Genomic DNA, 15,591 nt, shown 5'->3' with positions numbered 1-15,591 from the left:
CTCGCTCTCCCATCGCAAGATACAGAGGCCGTCGCGGGGATTCCTCGGCCGTTCAGTCGTGCTTCCCGTGCCCGGCGTCAAACCTGAATCGCTGATCAGGCAACGCTCGGCGCCCAGTCGCATCCATGACTGCCGCACGCCGGCATATCCACTAGGGACCGAACCAGCGGGGCGTGGAGGTACGGACCTCCCGGGACGGATGGGTGAACCGCCAGACCGCGCCGCAGACCCCGATCAGCATCCCGAGCGTGAGTGAATACGTCGTGTAGGTGAGCGAGTCGAACGTGTACGCGATGAAGAGGGCCATCACCTGCGTCGAGATCAGCACCAGGCAGAGGTGCCGGTCGGCGGCGTCCGTCGCCCGGCGCAGCGCGATGCCGGCGAGCGCGAGCGCGGTCAGGTGCAGCACGGCGAGCACAACGACGCCGACGGCACCGGCCTCGAGCGCGGTACGCAGCCACTGGTTGTCCAGGAACTGGTACATCGGCGGCTCCCAGGTGCCGGTGCCCCGCCCCAACCACGGCCGCTGGCTGTAGTAGTAGCCCACCATGGCGTACCGCTCGGTGCGGACCTCGATGCTCGAGTCGTCGCTCGCGTTGGCGAAGATGTCGTAGAAGGTGCGCACCGTCGACGGCTGGACCGCCGACATCGCGACCACAGCGGTCATTCCCAGGGCGATCACGTTGTACCGGGTGCGCCAGGTCCAGAGGGGCATCAGGATCAGGATCGCGATGACCACCGAGATGATTCCGGTACGGGAGATCGTGACGAGAATTCCCGCGACGATCAGGAACGCGGCGACGCCGAACCGTCGGCGGCTGCGCAGGGTGGCGGCGAACTTGGCGAAGTGGATGGCGATCGGCAGGGCGAGCGACAACGTCGCGGAGAGCTCCAGATAGTGCGTGGTCGTGGCGGCCACCCGCAGGCCGCCGCCGCGTTCCTGGTATCCGGGCACGCCGAGGTTGGACAGCCCCGGCACCGTCATGTACTCGACGATGTTGACCGGCAGCACCTTCTGCAACAGGCCGATGATCGACATGTAGACGCAGCACCAGACGAACACCTGCAGGGCGACGCGAAGCCTGTCCCAGTTGGAGATGCCGTCCGCCGCCACCAGGATCGCGCCGATGAAGGCGGCGCCGCCCGCCAGCAGCGCCCGGTCCGCGGCGTTCGCCTCCAACGGCGTCAGCCCCCGTTCGAAGCCGATCACGTACGAGATCAGCATCGAGAGCAGGTAGAGCAGGACGGCCCAGCGCACCGGCTGCGGGCCGGGCATGGCGAGCCGGGGATTGCCGCGGGTCCCGGCCCACCAGCAGAACATCACCACGCAGACCACCGTGCCGGGCCGGCCGACGTCGGCCGACGTGCCCGGCACGATGAGCCGGGACGGGATCAGGGTGAGCAGGCAGATCGTCAGCCCGAAGGCCAGGGCCGCGTCCAGGCGCACCCGCCTGCGCCGGGTCGCGTAGGTCTGCTCGGCGAACAGCGCCGGTTCGAGGTCCGTCGCGTGGAAGGCCGGTGCGGTCACCGTCATCTGCCGCGGTCGTCGTCGGCCCCCGGCTCACCTGCGCGGGGCGTGCGGGGCAGGAGAATGGTCGCGTCCGACGACATGGCGGACGAGGAGATCACGACGGTGCCGCCGTTCTTCCCGTTGCCGGCCGAGACGTGTTGTCCCAGCGGCCTGGTCTTCTCCCAGTCCTCCGGCGGGGGAACGTCAGGGTTGGGCCGCTGGCGCACCACCTGCGGGGCGGGCCCGGCGGGAGCCGCCGCCTTCGACCGGCGGCGCCGGCGCAGCAGGGCGTCGAACAGGATCGTGACCCCGCCGGTCATCAGGATGCCGATGGCGAAGATCACGACCACTGCGCGTTTGACCTTGCCGCCCGGTCGCTTGACGTTCTCGCCCTTGTCGAGCCGGTAGGCGGTGATCATGTCGGCGGCCTTGACGCCGTACTGCTTCTGCAGCATCGCCACGGATTGCTCGTAGTGGCTCGTGATCAGGGCCGTGGCGGACTCCGCCTGCTCGAGTGAGGGCGCGATGACCTCGACGATGGCGACCGGGTTGCGGTCACCGATGGTGATCTCGAAGCTCGCGCTGTCGTCCTGGACCTTCAGCGCGTCGAGGAACGTCTGGTCCTGTGTGGCCACCATGGCGGCGTTGCTCAGCGAGGTGATGCCGAGCGCGAGCCACGGATTCTGCGCCTGGGCGGCCTTGGCGGGATCCGACACCGCGGTGGGCGGGATCAGCTGGACGTAGGCAGTGAGGGAGTAGTCGGGTTTGACCGCGACCGCGGTATATGCCGTTCCGGCGAACGTCAGCAGCAGCAGGGTTACCGAGACGTACCAGCGGCGGACCAGGATCTTGGTGAGGTCCCAGAAGTCCATGCCGTTCCCCTCTGCCGGACGCGCACGACCGACCGTCTTCCCAGGAATTACGGCCGACACTAGCCGCCAACCACGGCGTCAGCCATCCGTCATCGGTCTCGATTGGATCGGACAGCTGACACCTGGTCATGCGGGGCCGGCGAGGAAGACCGCGTCGACCCAGAAGTTGTGATTCGCCGTCCCCGAGGGGAACCCCGCTCCGTACTTGTAGCGGCCGCCCTGCGACGGCGCATGCAGCGGTGCGTTGTTCGCGCCCGACGACAGCCCGTTCAGATCCACCGCGTAGTGGCCGTCCGTCATGGCGTACGACACCACATAGGTCGTACCCGGCGTGATGGCGGCCGGCGACGAGAACAGCATCGTCTGCCATCCGGAATCGGATTCGCTGACGAAGGTGCCGGTGGCCAGCAGCGCGCCCGCGGCCGACCAGAGCGAGCCGGTGTGGGTGCCGCTGTTGTCGGAACCCTTGTAGTACCGCACGCCGTTGACCGTGCCCGCGACGTCGGACGTGAAGGCCATGCCGACCTCGATGGCCGCCGGGTCGTTCCACTGCGGGTTGACCGGGGTCGCCGAGGCGGGGAACACGGTCACCGCACCGGGCGGCACCGTCGGCTGGGGCGGCTGCGGCTCGGTCGGGGCGGCGACGAACAGCGTGTCGACCCAGTAGTTCGTGCTGCCGAAGGAGTTCGTCGGGAAGGCGTCCGAGCCGTACACGTACACGCCGTTGTTGCCGGCGGAAGCGCTCAGGGGACCGTTCGTCCATTTCGCGTTGAAGAAGCCGCCGGTCGCCGCATAGTTGCCGCGCGGGGCGAAGTACGACGCCAGGTAGGTCGTTCCCGCCGTCACCTGCACCGGCTCGGTGAAGTACACCGTCTGCCAGCCGCTCGACGACTCGCTGACGAACGTCGCCGAGGCCAGCCGGGTGCCGGTCGACGACCAGAGGCTGCCGACGTGCGTACCGCCGTTGCCCGTACCCTTGTAGAAGCGCACGCCGATCACCGAGCCGTCGGCGCTCGGGGTGAACCGTACGCCGAGCGTGATGGCCCCGGAGTCCTTGACCGCCGGCGTGGCCGGCGTGTCGACGGCGGAGAAGAGCTTGCTGACCGTGGTCGAGGCCGGGTCGGTGGTGAACGTCCAGGTCTGGGGCGCCGCCATCGCGTTGCCGTTGGTGTCGGAGGCGGTCACCGTGGCGGTGAACTGCTGTCCGGCCGCGAGGGACTCCGCCGGGGCGAACCGGGCCGTTTTCGAGGTGCCGTCGTACGAGGCCGACCCGGCGACCGGGGCGTTGCCGGCGCCGGTCAGGGTGAACTGCACCGTGGCGGCGTTGATCGGCTTGCTGAAGGTCGCGGTCGGCTGCGCCGAGACGGGTACGTACACGGCGTTCGGCGTCGGCGTCACCGAGGTGACGGTGGGCATCGTCAGCGCCGACGAGTCGAACAAGACGTCCACGTAGTAGTTGGTGGCGTTGTACGAGCGCACGGGGAAGTCGCCCGGCGCCCCGTACACACCGTTACCGGCCGAGTCCTGGCTCCGCGGCGAGCTGAGCGGCGACGCCACGTACGGGTTGTAGGAGAACGCCCACGGGTCCGCCGCATAGTGGCCGTTGGGCGCGCTGTACGACGCGACGTAGGTCGTGCCCGCGACCACCGGGACGGCGGGCGAGAACACCAGGGTCTGCCAGCCGGTCGCCGTCTCGCCGCTGAACGTGCCGCCGGCAAGCAGATCACCGTTCTCCGACCAGAGGCTCCCGGTGTGGGTGCCCGTGTTGCCTGTGCCCTTGTAGAAGCGCACGCCCTTGACGAATCCGTCGGTCTGCGGGACCAGCTTGACGCCCAGCTCGGCGGCGGAGGTGTCGCCGGAGGCCGGAGTGCCGGGGACCCGGTTGCCGAACAGGCTGGTCGAGCCGGTCAACGCCAGCGTCCGGGAGGCGGCCGCGCCGAGGTTCGCGCTGTCGTCGGCGGCCCGCACCTTGATGGTCGTCCCGCCGTCGCCGGTGACGATGCCGCTGTACGACCAGCTGGACGTCCCAGCGGCCGGATGCCAGGTGGTGCCGTTGTCCAGCGAGACCTCGACGCCGGCCACCACGCCGCCGGCGTCGGTCGCGGTGCCCGACACGGTGACCTTCGCGCCGTTCGCGGCGGAAGCACCCGAGGCGGGCGCGGTGATGGTCACCGCCGGGCCGGTGGTGTCCGTGGACGCCGTGGCCGCGACGAGACCGCTCATCCGCGTCGCCGGCTGCACCCTCATGTCCGCCAGCAGGTTCAGCGTGGCCTGCTGCATCCGGACGTCGGCGGGCGCGACCGGGTCGAACGAGCTGTCGTGGTCGGCGTCGAGGCCCCACGCGTACTGCACGGTGCCGGCGGCGAACACCAGCGCGCCGCTGGGTGCCCGGTAGAGCGTCAGATGGTGGGTAGTGGCGCCTGGCGTGACGACCTCGCCGAAGTCGCGCAGGTATTCGGGCGTTTCGCCGGTGGTCGTCGAGAGCCGGACCAGGCCGGCCGGCCGGAACCCGTTGTCCAGGTCCTCGTCCGACTCGTACCCGATCGTGTGGGGGGCGAGCGTCGCGGTGGACCCCGCCGCCAGGTTCGCCACCGACGTGTTGCGCCAGAAGCGGTTCTTACCCTGTGCCGCCGGCACCTGCATCGTGAGATCGTCGCTGTTGGACATGAAGGCGGTGCCGGTCAGCGCGTTCTCCGGCCGGCCGCCGTTGGCGGGCGGGCTGAAGCGCGGGTCGCGCCAGGTGCCGGTCCACTCGGGGGTGGGGTCGCTCTTGCGGCTGTCCCACGTCTCCTTGTAGCAGACCAGCGTGCGGTGGTCGGTGTTCGCGCCGTCCTTGCTGGTCTCCCAGCGGGTCTTCCAGTAGACCTCGTTGCCGCTGAGGAAGGCGAGGCTGGTGCCGGCGTCCCGGGCGGCCTCGACCGCCGTACGCTGCGGACCCGACCAGTACTCGTCGTGGCCGACGGACAGGAAGACCTTGTGGTTCTCGACGAGCCCGCCGTGGCGGTCGCCGTCGACATCGGTGGCGTACGTGACGTCGTACCCGTTGCGCTCCAGGAAGCGGATCGCTGGATACTCGTTGCTGAACAGGAAGTCCCGCCCGTCGAAGGCACCCCGGGTGGCGAAGGGCCGGTTGTAGCTGAGCTTGGTGGCCCGGCCGTTGGGCCCCGAGTAGAAGTTGGCGCCGCCGTAGTTGTTGTACGCCTGCCAGGTGGCGTCGGACGTCTTGAACAGGACGTCGGACGTGCTGGTGTCGTCGCGGACTACGAACGTGATGTGGCTGGAGCCGCCGGTGTCCGTACGGGTCAGCAGAGCGAAGTAGACGCCGGAGACGGCGGTCGCGGGCACCGCCCAGCCGGCCGACACCGCCCAGGTGCCGCAGTCGTAGATCTGCGTCGGCACGTCGGTCACGCATGCGGTGTTCTGGTTCTGGGCCGGAAATGTGCCGGACAGCGACGTCACCTTGCGGGCGCCGTTGCCGCCGTAGTAACCGAGCCGGTAGATGTCGATGGTGTAGGCGTGCTCCGCCTGCACCTTGAAATTCACCGTGCCACCCGCGTTGACGCTCATGTCCGTCGCGAAGCCCTGGAGCGTCTCGTCGCCCGCGCCGGTTATCTGCCAGACACTCGGCGAGGTGCCGGCCTTGGCGTTCTCGCACACGACGGGATTGGGCGAGCAGGTGGCCGCCGAGGCGGCTCCGGACCCGCTGCCGACGACGCCGGCCGCGATCAGTGCGCAGGTGGCGGCCATGGCCACGAGCCTGCGCAGTGGGCCTGCTGTGTTCATGATGTCGAGCCTCTCCGACGAGGAATTCTTTTTCCTCCGCCGATCGGAGGGCGCGATTCCACCATTCAGGCAGGTGCCGCGAATTGCACGACCGATGTGGCCGGTCCACAACCGACAATAGAACCGGGTGCCATTGCTTGTACTCCACCGATAGGCCAGATGCAGGTCCGGGGAATGTCGGATCCCGGACCGGGTCCATTCGCCGAAGTCGGGCAAATACGCAATCGTCGCCCTAGCGCAATGCGACGGCCAGCGCCGTGACCACGGCCTCCTGCTGGGCCGCGGTGATCTGCGGGTAGATCGGCAGGGACAGCAGCTCGGGCGCGGCCGCCTCGGCGTTCGGGAACGATCCGCCCAGCGCGGCGAAGGCGCCCGTGCGGTGCACCGGCACCGGGTAGTGGATGGCCGCGCCCACACCGGCCGCCTGGAGGCGCGACAGCGCCTTGTCGCGCCGGGCGGGCGTGCCGTCACCCGGGATCCGGACACAGTAGATGTGCCAGACGTGTTCGTTGCCGTCGAGCGTCTCCGGGAGGATCACGTCGAGGCCGGCGAGGAGGTCGTCGTAGCGGGCCGCGGCGGCGCGGCGGCGCTCGTTCCAGCCGGCCAGGCGGGCCAGCTTGGCGCGAAGGACGACCGCCTGCAGGCCGTCGAGGCGGCTGTTCACGCCGATCAGGTCGTGGGTGTACTTGGTGAGGCCCCCGTGGCTGCCCAGGGTGCGGACCGTGGTGGCGAGCTCCGGTGACGTGGTGACGACCGCGCCGGCGTCGCCGTACGCGCCGAGGTTCTTGCCCGGGTAGAAGCTGGTGGCGGCGATGCCGCCCGCGCCGGCGCCGCTGCCGTGGCGGGTGGCGCCCTGGCACTGGGCGGCGTCCTCGATGATGGCCACATCGCGCCCGCCGAGGCCCGCTCGCAGCCGCTCGACCGGCGCCATCTGACCGTAGAGGTGCACCGGCATGATGGCCCGGGTGGCGGGCGTGACGGCGGCGAGCGCCGCCTCGACGTCGATCAGGTACGTGCGGGGTTCACAGTCGACCAGCACCACGCGGGCGCCCGCGCGGGCCACCGCCTCGGCGGTGGCGATGAACGTGTTGGCGGGCAGGATCACCTCGGTGCCCGGGCCGGCACCGACCGCGCGCAGCGCCAGTTCGAGGGCGTCCGTGCCGTTGGCCACGCCGACGCAATACGGTACGCCGGAGAACGCGGCGTACTCCTGCTCGAACGCGGTCACCTCGGCACCGCCGACGAACGCGGTCTCGGCGAGGATGCGCTTGAAACCGGCGTCGACCTCCTCGGCCACCTCCGCGTGGGCGGCGGCCAGGTCGACGAGCGGGATGGGGATCATGGATGTCAACTCCTGAACGAGGCCGTGAGGTCGGCGTCACGTAGCTTGCGGGCCGGGTTGCCGGCCCAGATCTGGCCCGGCGGAACGTCTGCCAGCACGACGGAGCCCATGCCGACGAGCGACCGGGCGCCGACCGTCACCCCCTCCCGGATGAGCGCACCGGCCCCCACGTACGCACCGGCCTCGAGGACCACGCCGCCGCCCAGCCGGACGCCGGAGGCCACGGTCGCGTAGTCGCCCACCCGATCGTCGTGGGTCAGTACGGCCTGAGGCATGACCGCCACGTGCGATCCCACGGTGACGTCGGCGGTCAGCACCGTACCGGCCAGCAGCACGCTGCCCGGCCCGACCATGCTGCCGGCGCCGATCTCCGCGGCCGGGTGCACGACGGTGGCGTACCGCTCCCCCGGCAGGCCGAGGCGCTCCACGATGCGCTGCCGGACGTCGTAGGCGCGCGGATTGCCCACGCACACCACGACCGCCGTGTCCGGCATGGATAGCACGCTGTCGACGGCCCCGAGGATCGGCAGCCCGGAGCGCACGGTGCCGTGCAGCGCGGGATCGTCGTCGACGAAGCCGCGAACCCGCCAGGTGGCCGCCGCCGCGGCGGCCGTCTCCCGCGCGAAGCCGCCCGCACCGACGATGACGAGGTCTCTCACCGGCGGCCCAGGTCGCGCAGGACGCCGACGATGTGGTCCTGGTCGTCCTCGGTCAGCGCGTGGTGCAGGGGCAGGATCAGCGAGTCGCGGGTCAGCCGCTCGGTCACCGGCAACGGCGCGGGCGCCACGTCGGCGTACGCCGGTTCCAGATGCGCGGCCATGATGCCGCGCCGGGCGGACACGCCGCGGGCGGCCAGCTCCGCCAGCGCCTCGTCCCGGCCCGTGCCGAACGCGGGGTTCAGCAGTACCCAGAACGACTGGTAGTTCGTCTGCCCGTACGCCGGGTCCCGGACCGGCACCAAGCCGTCGATGCCCGCCAGCAGCTCCTGGTAGCGGGCGGCGAGCGCGCGGCGCTGCTCGACCAGACCGGCCAGCCTGCCGAGCTGCACCAGGCCGACCGCCGCCTGGATGTCGGTCATCCGGTAGTTGTAGGCGGTCTCCAGGTACGCCTCCAGCACCGGCTGCGCGCTGGCGTGCCGGTCGGCGGCGGAGACGTTCATGCCGTGCTCGCGCAGCCGGCGCAGGCGCGCGGCCCGTCCGGCGTCGTCGACGGTGACCATGCCGCCCTCGCCGGTCGTGATGAGTTTGCGCGGGTGGAACGACCACGCCGCGATGGCGGCACCCGCGCCGGCGGGTCGCCCGTAGGCGCTCGATCCGGCCGCGCACGCGGCATCCTCGACCAGGCTCACCCCCCAGCCGTCGGCGGCCTTGCGAAGCGCCGCGGTGTCGAACGGTACGCCGCCCTGGTGCACGGCGATGACCGCCCGGGTACGCGGCGTGCGTACCGCGTCGATCGTCTCGACGGTGAGGTTGCCGGTGGCGAGGTCGACGTCGGCGAACACCGGTGTCGCGCCGACGTAGCGGACCGCGTTGGCGGTGGCGATGAACGACAGCGACGGCACGACGACCTCGTCGCCGGGTCCGACTCCCAGCAGCACCAGCGCCAGGTGCAGCGCGGTGGTGCAGGAGCTGACGGCGACGCCGTGCCCGGCGCCGACGGTCGCCGCGAACTCCTGCTCGAAGCGGGCGACGCGGGGGCCCTGCGCGACCCAGCCGGAGCGGACGGCGTCGGCCGCGGCCTGCGCCTCCTCCTCCCCCAGCAGGGGGATCATGACGGGGATCCGGCGTTCGCTCATCGGGACGCCCGCCACCACTCCACCAGGCCCTCCAGTCCCTCCCGCAGGCCGATCTCCGCCCGGAAGCCGAGCTTGCGCTCCGCGGTGCCGGTGTCGGCGAGGCGGCGGGTGACCCCGTTGACCGCGCGGGCCGGCCCGTGCTCGGGTGCGAGGTCGGACTTCATGACCTCGCTGAGCGCCCGCGCCAGCTCCTTGAGGCTGGTCTCGGTGCCGCTGGCGACGTTGAACACCTCGTCGGTGACCTCGGCGCGGGCGGCCAGGATGTTGGCCCGCGCGATGTCGGCGACGTGGACGAAGTCCATGGTCTGCAGGCCGTCGCCGAGGATCAGCGGCGCGGTCCCCGACTCGATGCGCTCCATCCAGCGGATCAGCACCTCGGTGTACAGCCCGTGGACGTCCATCCGGGGGCCGTACACGTTGAAGTAACGCAGGGCGACGTAGTCGAGGCCGTACATGCTGTGGAAGCTGCGTAGCATCGCCTCGTTGAACGCCTTCGCGGCGCCGTAGAACGTGTCGTTGTTGTACGGGTGGTGCCGCTCGGTGGTGGGGAACTCCTCGGCCAGGCCGTACACCGACGCCGATGAGGAGACGACGACCTTCCTGACGCTCTCGGCCGCCGCGGCCTCGACGACGTTGAACGTGCCGTCCACCAGCACCTCGTTGGCCAGCCGCGGTTCCTCCGCGCACTGGGTGATACGGATGGCGGCCAGGTGGAAGACGAGGTCCTTACCGGCGGTCACCTCGCGTACCAGTGTCCGGTCCCGGATGTCGCCCTCGACCAGGCGCACCGGGCCGTTCGCCGTCGCCCGGGCCAGGTTCTCCCGCCGGCCCCGCACGAAGTTGTCGAGGACGACCACCTCGGCCGCCCCGCCGCGGATCAGTTCGTCGACGACGTGCGAGCCGATCGTGCCCGCCCCGCCGGTGACGAGGGCGCGCGCGCCCTCGATCTCTACACCCGTCACGCCATGCGCCTCTCGTCCAGCTCGATCATCGTTCCGCCCTCGGTCAGGCTGCGCGAGGCGGCCTGCAGGATCTCCAGCACGCGCAGCCCGGACCGCCCGTCGGTCAGCGCGGGCGTGCCCGTGGTGATGGCGCGGGCGTACTCGTCCACCATCGTCCGCAGCGCCTCACGCTCGGTCAGCGCCGGCGCGACCATGTCCCCGGAGCGATACGAGACCAGGATGTCGCGGCGCTGCTCGTCGCCCAGTTCCTCCGGCGATGCCACGTCGACACCCCGGTCGTAGATGGCGAGCCGCTGGCCGGGGTTGAGGTCGTCCCACACCAGGGTGCGCTTGGAGCCGCCGAAGATGGCCGTACGGACCTTCACCGGCGACAGCCAGTTGACGTGGACGTGCGCGATCGCGCCCGTGTTGAGCCGCAGCGTCAGGTACGCCACACAGGCCCGGCCGGCACCGATGCCGTCAGCACCGTGCGCGGCGACGGCCACCGGGGTCACGCCCGGCGGCAGCACGACGTCGAGAATAGACAAGTCGTGCGGCGCCAGGTCCCAGACCACGTCGATGTCGCGCTGGACCAGCCCGAGATTGATCCGTACGGAATCAAGGAAGTGCAGCTCCCCCAGCTCGCCGGAATGCAGCAGCTCGCGGATGCGCAACACCGCGGGGGTGTAGCAGTAGGTGTGGTCGCACATCAGCGTCAGGCCGCGCCGGTCGGCCTCCTCGACGAGCCGGAGGCCCTCCTCGTGGGTGGCGGCGAGCGGCTTCTCGATGAGCACGTGCTTGCCGGCCCGCAGGGCGGCCATCGCGACCGGCAGGTGCGTGCCGGCCGGGGTGGCGATGGCGACGGCGTGCACGTCGGGGTCGGCGAGGATCTCGTCCAGGTGGGCGGAGACCCGCACGGTGGAGTAGCTGCCGAGCACCCGCCGGGCCCGCTCGACGTCGAGGTCGCAGAGCCAGCGCAGCCGGAAAGCGGGAGCGGACTGGAAATTGCGGACGAGGTTCGGGCCCCAGTAGCCGGCCCCGACAACGGCGATTCCGATGGGTTCGTGACGCACAGAACACCCGTTTCGTTCTGGAAGCCGGAGCTTCGTCGGGAAAGCGAGAACGCGCGCCGGTGCTGAGTCGATGGTGGACGGCGGAACGGATGCCGACGCTGATCCGACGGCAAGCTACCGATTCCGGCGTGCCCACCGCCAGATCATTGACGGAATTCCGGCGGAGCCGGGAGGGCAAGCCGGTACCTTCGGTTACCGGCGCCGCGCCTGTCGGCCAGCCGCGGCGCCGCCCTTCGGCCACATTGGTCGCCGGGGTCGGTATTCCGACACGGACCGGACCCGTCCACCACTACCCTGACCCGGTCGATCGCCGGGGCGGCCACGGCGTCCAGAAAGGACCGACATGACCGACGTAACCCCCGTGCATGACGGCGTTACCGTCGCGCCGACCGCCGATGTCGACGGGCGAGCCAGGATCGGCGAGGGCACCCGGATCTGGCACCTCGCCCAGATCCGCGAGCACGCGACCCTCGGCCGTAACTGCACCGTCGGCCGTGGCGCCTACGTCGGCCCGGATGTCGTCGCGGGCGACAACGTCAAGCTGCAGAACTACGCGCTGGTCTACGAACCGGCCCGCCTCGGCGACGGCGTGTTCATCGGCCCGGCCGCGGTGCTGACCAATGACGAGTACCCGCGCGCGGTCACACCCGACGGGCGCCGCAAGACCGGCGACGACTGGACCGCCGTCGGAGTGACGATCGGCGAGGGCGCGGCGATCGGCGCACGCTCCGTGTGCGTGGCACCCGTGACGGTGGGTCGCTGGGCGCTCGTCGCGGCCGGCGCGGTCGTCACGAAGGACGTGCCCGACTTCGCCCTCGTCGTGGGCGTACCGGCCCGCCGGGTCGGCTGGGTCGGCCGCGCCGGGCGCCCGCTGACCGCCAGGGGCGACGGCGTCTGGGTGTGCCCGGAGACCGGCGCCGAGTACGCCGAGACCGACGGCCGCCTGACGGAGAAGTGACCACCAGGATTCGAGCCGCGGTTGCTACATAGTCAGATCATCTCTATATTCGCCGGCATGGCGACAAGTATGCGAGAACCGACGTTCTGGATACTCACCGCGCTGGTGGACCACCCGCGCCACGGATACGGCGTCATGCGGGAGGCCGAGACACTCTCCGCGGGCCAGATCCGGCTCCAGGCCGGCACGCTGTATGCCGCCCTGGACCGGCTGACCGCCGAGGGCCTCCTGGAGATCGACCGTGAGGAGATCGTCGACGGCCGCCCGCGGCGGTACTACCGCCTCACCGACAACGGCGCCGCCGCACTTGCCGTGGAAAGCGAGCGGCTCGCCCGTAGCGCGAGCACTGCCTCGCGCCGATTGCGAGCACGCCGGTCCGCGATCGGGCGTGGTCCCGCCGAGGTGATCTTCGGATGAGGAACCGCTTCGTCCTGGCCGCGTATCCGCAGGGCGCACGCCGCGCGGAGATCGAGGACCTCCTGCTGATGGCCGCCGCCGACGGCCACGGCAGCCTCGGCGTCGGCGGTGTGCTGAACCTGCTGCGGCACGGCCTGCGGGCCCGGCTCGGGCGCGCCGGCAGCGCCGGCGTCGTGGCACTGGCCATGATCGTCTCGGTCATCGCGGGCTTCCTGGTCGCCTCGGCGGCCAACCGGCTCGCCTGGGAAGGGGCCACCGACCTCCCCCGCGGCGCTGCCCGCTCCGCCCTGGGGGAGCTGGCTGCCCCCGGCCGGCCGGTGCGGTGGAGCGACGACGTCTCGAACGCCCCCTTCACGGTCGTGGACGGCCAAGCCCGCGCGCGGCGGATCAGCGGCACCGCCGGCACCCCGGAAGCCGGCGACGTCGACCGCTACCTGGCCGGTCTGGCCCCACGGCTGCAAGCGCAGGGCTGGCACATCGAGGACATCTCCCCCACCGGAGCGGCCGACGACAAGACCGGAGCCCTCTTCGCCCGCGACGCCCACCTGGTCCTGCGGATCGAGGACGTGCCCGACCCGACCGGCAGGCAGGGCATGGTGAGCATTCAGGTCTACCATACGGAGCCGCCCTGGATCTCCGTCTTGACGTTCGTCGCGGGGCTGCTCGGCGCGCTGCTCGGCTGGCTGTTCTTCGGCTGGGCCAGCCGCCGCACGGAGCACCGGCGGGCGGCCACGACCGCCGCCGGCCTGTCCGCCGGCCTGGGCCTGGCGCTGCTGGCCCCGGCCCTGTCGCTGGGCCTGATCTTCCTGAACGTGCTCACCGGCGACTACCTGCCGGAGGTCCCGTTCTGGGGCGGCCTGGTGCCGGCCGGGGAGTTCGGCGGGCTGGTGATCCTGTCCGGCGCCGCCCTCGGCACCGCGGTGCTGATCGCTGCATGGTGCCGTCCCGGCCGGTCTGACCGGGTCGGCTCCCCGGCGCCTGCGCACACGCGCTCGTCTAGTCGTCCGTAGGGTGCGCGGCCTCGTCGGCCTCGCCGGCGGCGGTCGCCGCTTCCTCGGCCAGCATGTCCGCCGCGGCGCCCGCGACCGCCGCCGCCGTGGCTGCGCTTGCCGCCGCCTCCCGCGCTCGGGCGGCGGCGTCAGCCTCGGCGGGCTTGCGGCCGGTCGCTCGGGGATCGGGGGTGGCCAGGTTCGCCGCCGCCTCCGCCGCCGCCTCGGCGGCCACGTCCATCACCCGCCGCGCGACCTGCCGCTGCCGGTTGGCGATCCGGGGCAGCGTGTCGTCGGCGGCGGTGTCGATGACGCGCCGCACCGCCTGACGGGTCCCCTCGCCGATCGGCGGTGGGCGCCACTGCTCGGACACGGGACGTACGGAGGACTCGATCTCCACCCGTAACCGGTCCACGGCCGCGAGCAGGGCACCGTACTGTTGCCAGGCCGCGGCGTCGGCGTGCGGATCGATCAGCAGCAGCCGCCCCAGCGTCTCCCGCCGCCGGTGCAGCTCGATGAGGTGCTCGCCTACCCGGGCGCGGGCGTCGTCCGCCGGCCCGGTTCCCGCGGCGACCTCGGCCACGGCGCACAACGCGTCGGCGCCGCTGTCCAGCACGGCGGCGAGGGCCAGGCGCACGTCCGGTGCGTACGCCTGATCGGCCTGCTCCGGGGGGAGGTAGAACGTCCGGTCGAAGATCTCCCGGCACAGCGTACGCAGCACGATGGAGCAGAACTCGATCCCGGTGAGTGCCGTACGCAGCCGCGGCTGCGCGGCCCGCACCTCGGCGCCCCGCGGGTTGAGCAGCGCGCTCTGCTCGGCCCGGGCCAGCGACCGGTCGGCCGCCGGGACCTGCGCGGCCAGGGTGCGGGCCGCGGCCAGCCGGCGCTCGGCGGCGGCTCGCGACCATTCCCCTCGCAGGTCACCGGCGAGGCCGCGGAGGAACTCCGCCTGTCGGGAGATCAGACCGCCGATGGCCTCACCGGCGGTCTGCACGTGCACCGGCGGAACGATGGCGAAGTTCACCCCCACGCCGACCGCGGCGCCGATCAGCGTCTCGTACACCCGGCCGGCGGCGGCCCCGGGCGCCGCCACGCCACCGACGGCGAGGATCAGCATCGCGCTGATCGGCACCTCCAGGGCGTGCGGCCCCAGACGCAGAAGCTGACCGAGGACGAGCGACACCGCGACCACCGCGCCGAGGCTCCACCAGGACAGGCCCACGAAGGTGGCGAGCCCAACCGCGACCAGCACGCCGGCCAGCACGCTGAGGATGCGCTGGAAGCCCTGGGCGACGGTCTCGTAGACGGTGAGCTGAACCACCAGGATCGCGGTCAGCGGTGCGAGCAACGGCGCCTGACTGGTGTGGAGACGCTCGGCGATCAGATAGGACAGCACCGCGGCGAGGACCAGCTTGGCGGTCCGCAGGCCGGGGATCCGGCCCCATCGGGCGACCGTGGCGGTCACCGGGCGCAGGTAGGCGGGCAGCCGCATCGCTCCTCCTCTGACCGGCGGTACGGCTTCATTGTGAGCCGGAATCGGACCGGCGCTACGGGCGCGGGACCCGGAAGCGGCCGCCGGTACGATCGGCGGATGCAGACGACGGACCCGACACGGCCGCTGAAGTGGTACGCCGGCCTCACAGCCGTCTTCTTCGGCATCCTCCCGACGGTGCTGGTCGCCCTGCTGGTGATCCGCGGCAACACCCCGCGCCCGGTCGGGCTGCTGCTGATCGGCGGGGTGCCGCTGGTGCTGGCCGGGCTGATCAGCATCGTTCAGGGCTTCCGGGCAGTCGATCCCGAATACGCGGCGCGCCGGCTGAACCTCGGAATGGCGTTCATCGCCGGTGCGGACGTGTTGATGCTGGGTGGGAACGCCCTGATCCGCATGGCCGCCGGCTGACCCGTCGAACC

The 15,591-nt window shown here is 71.5% G+C and carries 13 protein-coding genes; 4 read left to right on the top strand and 9 right to left on the bottom strand.

What is annotated here, in order from left to right:
* Positions 1-151: 151 nt before the first annotated feature.
* The 8 genes from AB0368_RS30420 to AB0368_RS30385 form a co-directional block, all read right to left on the bottom strand.
* Positions 152-1,534: an O-antigen ligase family protein gene (locus tag AB0368_RS30420; RefSeq protein ID WP_366157444.1), complete on the bottom strand. Its 1,383-nt coding sequence runs from the start codon at positions 1,532-1,534 to the stop codon at positions 152-154.
* Entirely contained in the window at positions 1,531-2,382 is an 852-nt protein-coding gene (locus AB0368_RS30415) for a hypothetical protein (RefSeq protein WP_366157443.1), read from the bottom strand. The genes AB0368_RS30420 and AB0368_RS30415 overlap by 4 nt, the downstream gene beginning before the upstream one ends.
* A gap of 126 nt (positions 2,383-2,508) precedes the next feature.
* Positions 2,509-6,165 (bottom strand): DUF4082 domain-containing protein, encoded by a 3,657-nt coding sequence (locus AB0368_RS30410; RefSeq protein ID WP_366157442.1) that lies wholly within the window; start codon positions 6,163-6,165, stop codon positions 2,509-2,511.
* A gap of 232 nt (positions 6,166-6,397) precedes the next feature.
* Positions 6,398-7,507, bottom strand: coding sequence for a DegT/DnrJ/EryC1/StrS family aminotransferase (locus AB0368_RS30405; protein ID WP_366157441.1), 1,110 nt, complete (start codon positions 7,505-7,507; stop codon positions 6,398-6,400).
* Positions 7,508-7,512: 5 nt separating this feature from the next.
* Positions 7,513-8,166, bottom strand: a complete 654-nt coding sequence (locus AB0368_RS30400) for an acetyltransferase (protein ID WP_366157440.1) — start codon at positions 8,164-8,166, stop codon at positions 7,513-7,515.
* On the bottom strand, positions 8,163-9,278 hold the full coding sequence (locus AB0368_RS30395; RefSeq protein ID WP_366157439.1) for a DegT/DnrJ/EryC1/StrS family aminotransferase: 1,116 nt from the start codon (positions 9,276-9,278) through the stop codon (positions 8,163-8,165). The genes AB0368_RS30400 and AB0368_RS30395 overlap by 4 nt, the downstream gene beginning before the upstream one ends.
* Positions 9,279-9,298: 20 nt before the next feature.
* Positions 9,299-10,264 carry an NAD-dependent epimerase/dehydratase family protein gene (locus AB0368_RS30390; protein WP_366157438.1) on the bottom strand — a complete coding sequence of 322 codons (966 nt, stop codon included), beginning with the start codon at positions 10,262-10,264 and terminating at the stop codon, positions 9,299-9,301.
* Positions 10,261-11,316, bottom strand: coding sequence for a Gfo/Idh/MocA family oxidoreductase (locus AB0368_RS30385; RefSeq protein WP_366157437.1), 1,056 nt, complete (start codon positions 11,314-11,316; stop codon positions 10,261-10,263). Before AB0368_RS30385 ends, AB0368_RS30390 begins: the two co-directional genes overlap by 4 nt.
* 343 nt (positions 11,317-11,659) lie before the next feature.
* Between AB0368_RS30385 and AB0368_RS30380 the strand changes: the two genes are divergently transcribed.
* Genes AB0368_RS30380 through AB0368_RS30370 form a run of 3 tightly spaced genes read left to right on the top strand, consistent with a single transcriptional unit; the run spans position 11,660 to position 13,701 of the window.
* Positions 11,660-12,274, top strand: coding sequence for an acyltransferase (locus tag AB0368_RS30380; protein WP_366157436.1), 615 nt, complete (start codon positions 11,660-11,662; stop codon positions 12,272-12,274).
* Positions 12,275-12,331: 57 nt separating this feature from the next.
* On the top strand, positions 12,332-12,691 hold the full coding sequence (locus AB0368_RS30375; RefSeq protein WP_366157435.1) for a PadR family transcriptional regulator: 360 nt from the start codon (positions 12,332-12,334) through the stop codon (positions 12,689-12,691).
* A complete protein-coding gene (locus AB0368_RS30370; RefSeq protein WP_366157434.1) occupies positions 12,688-13,701 on the top strand; it encodes a hypothetical protein in 1,014 nt (337 codons plus the stop codon). Before AB0368_RS30375 ends, AB0368_RS30370 begins: the two co-directional genes overlap by 4 nt.
* Here the strand turns inward: AB0368_RS30370 and AB0368_RS30365 are convergent.
* Positions 13,688-15,172 carry an aromatic acid exporter family protein gene (locus tag AB0368_RS30365; RefSeq protein WP_366157433.1) on the bottom strand — a complete coding sequence of 495 codons (1,485 nt, stop codon included), beginning with the start codon at positions 15,170-15,172 and terminating at the stop codon, positions 13,688-13,690. The genes AB0368_RS30370 and AB0368_RS30365 overlap by 14 nt on opposite strands.
* 99 nt (positions 15,173-15,271) lie before the next feature.
* On the opposite strand from AB0368_RS30365, the gene AB0368_RS30360 reads away from it, so the two are divergent.
* Positions 15,272-15,580 (top strand): hypothetical protein, encoded by a 309-nt coding sequence (locus AB0368_RS30360; protein ID WP_366157432.1) that lies wholly within the window; start codon positions 15,272-15,274, stop codon positions 15,578-15,580.
* The last annotated feature ends 11 nt before the right edge of the window (positions 15,581-15,591 follow it).

Source organism: Actinoplanes sp. NPDC051475, from assembly GCF_040689425.1.
Lineage (GTDB): Bacteria > Actinomycetota > Actinomycetes > Mycobacteriales > Micromonosporaceae > Actinoplanes.
This window is presented reverse-complemented; position numbering and strand designations above follow the sequence as displayed.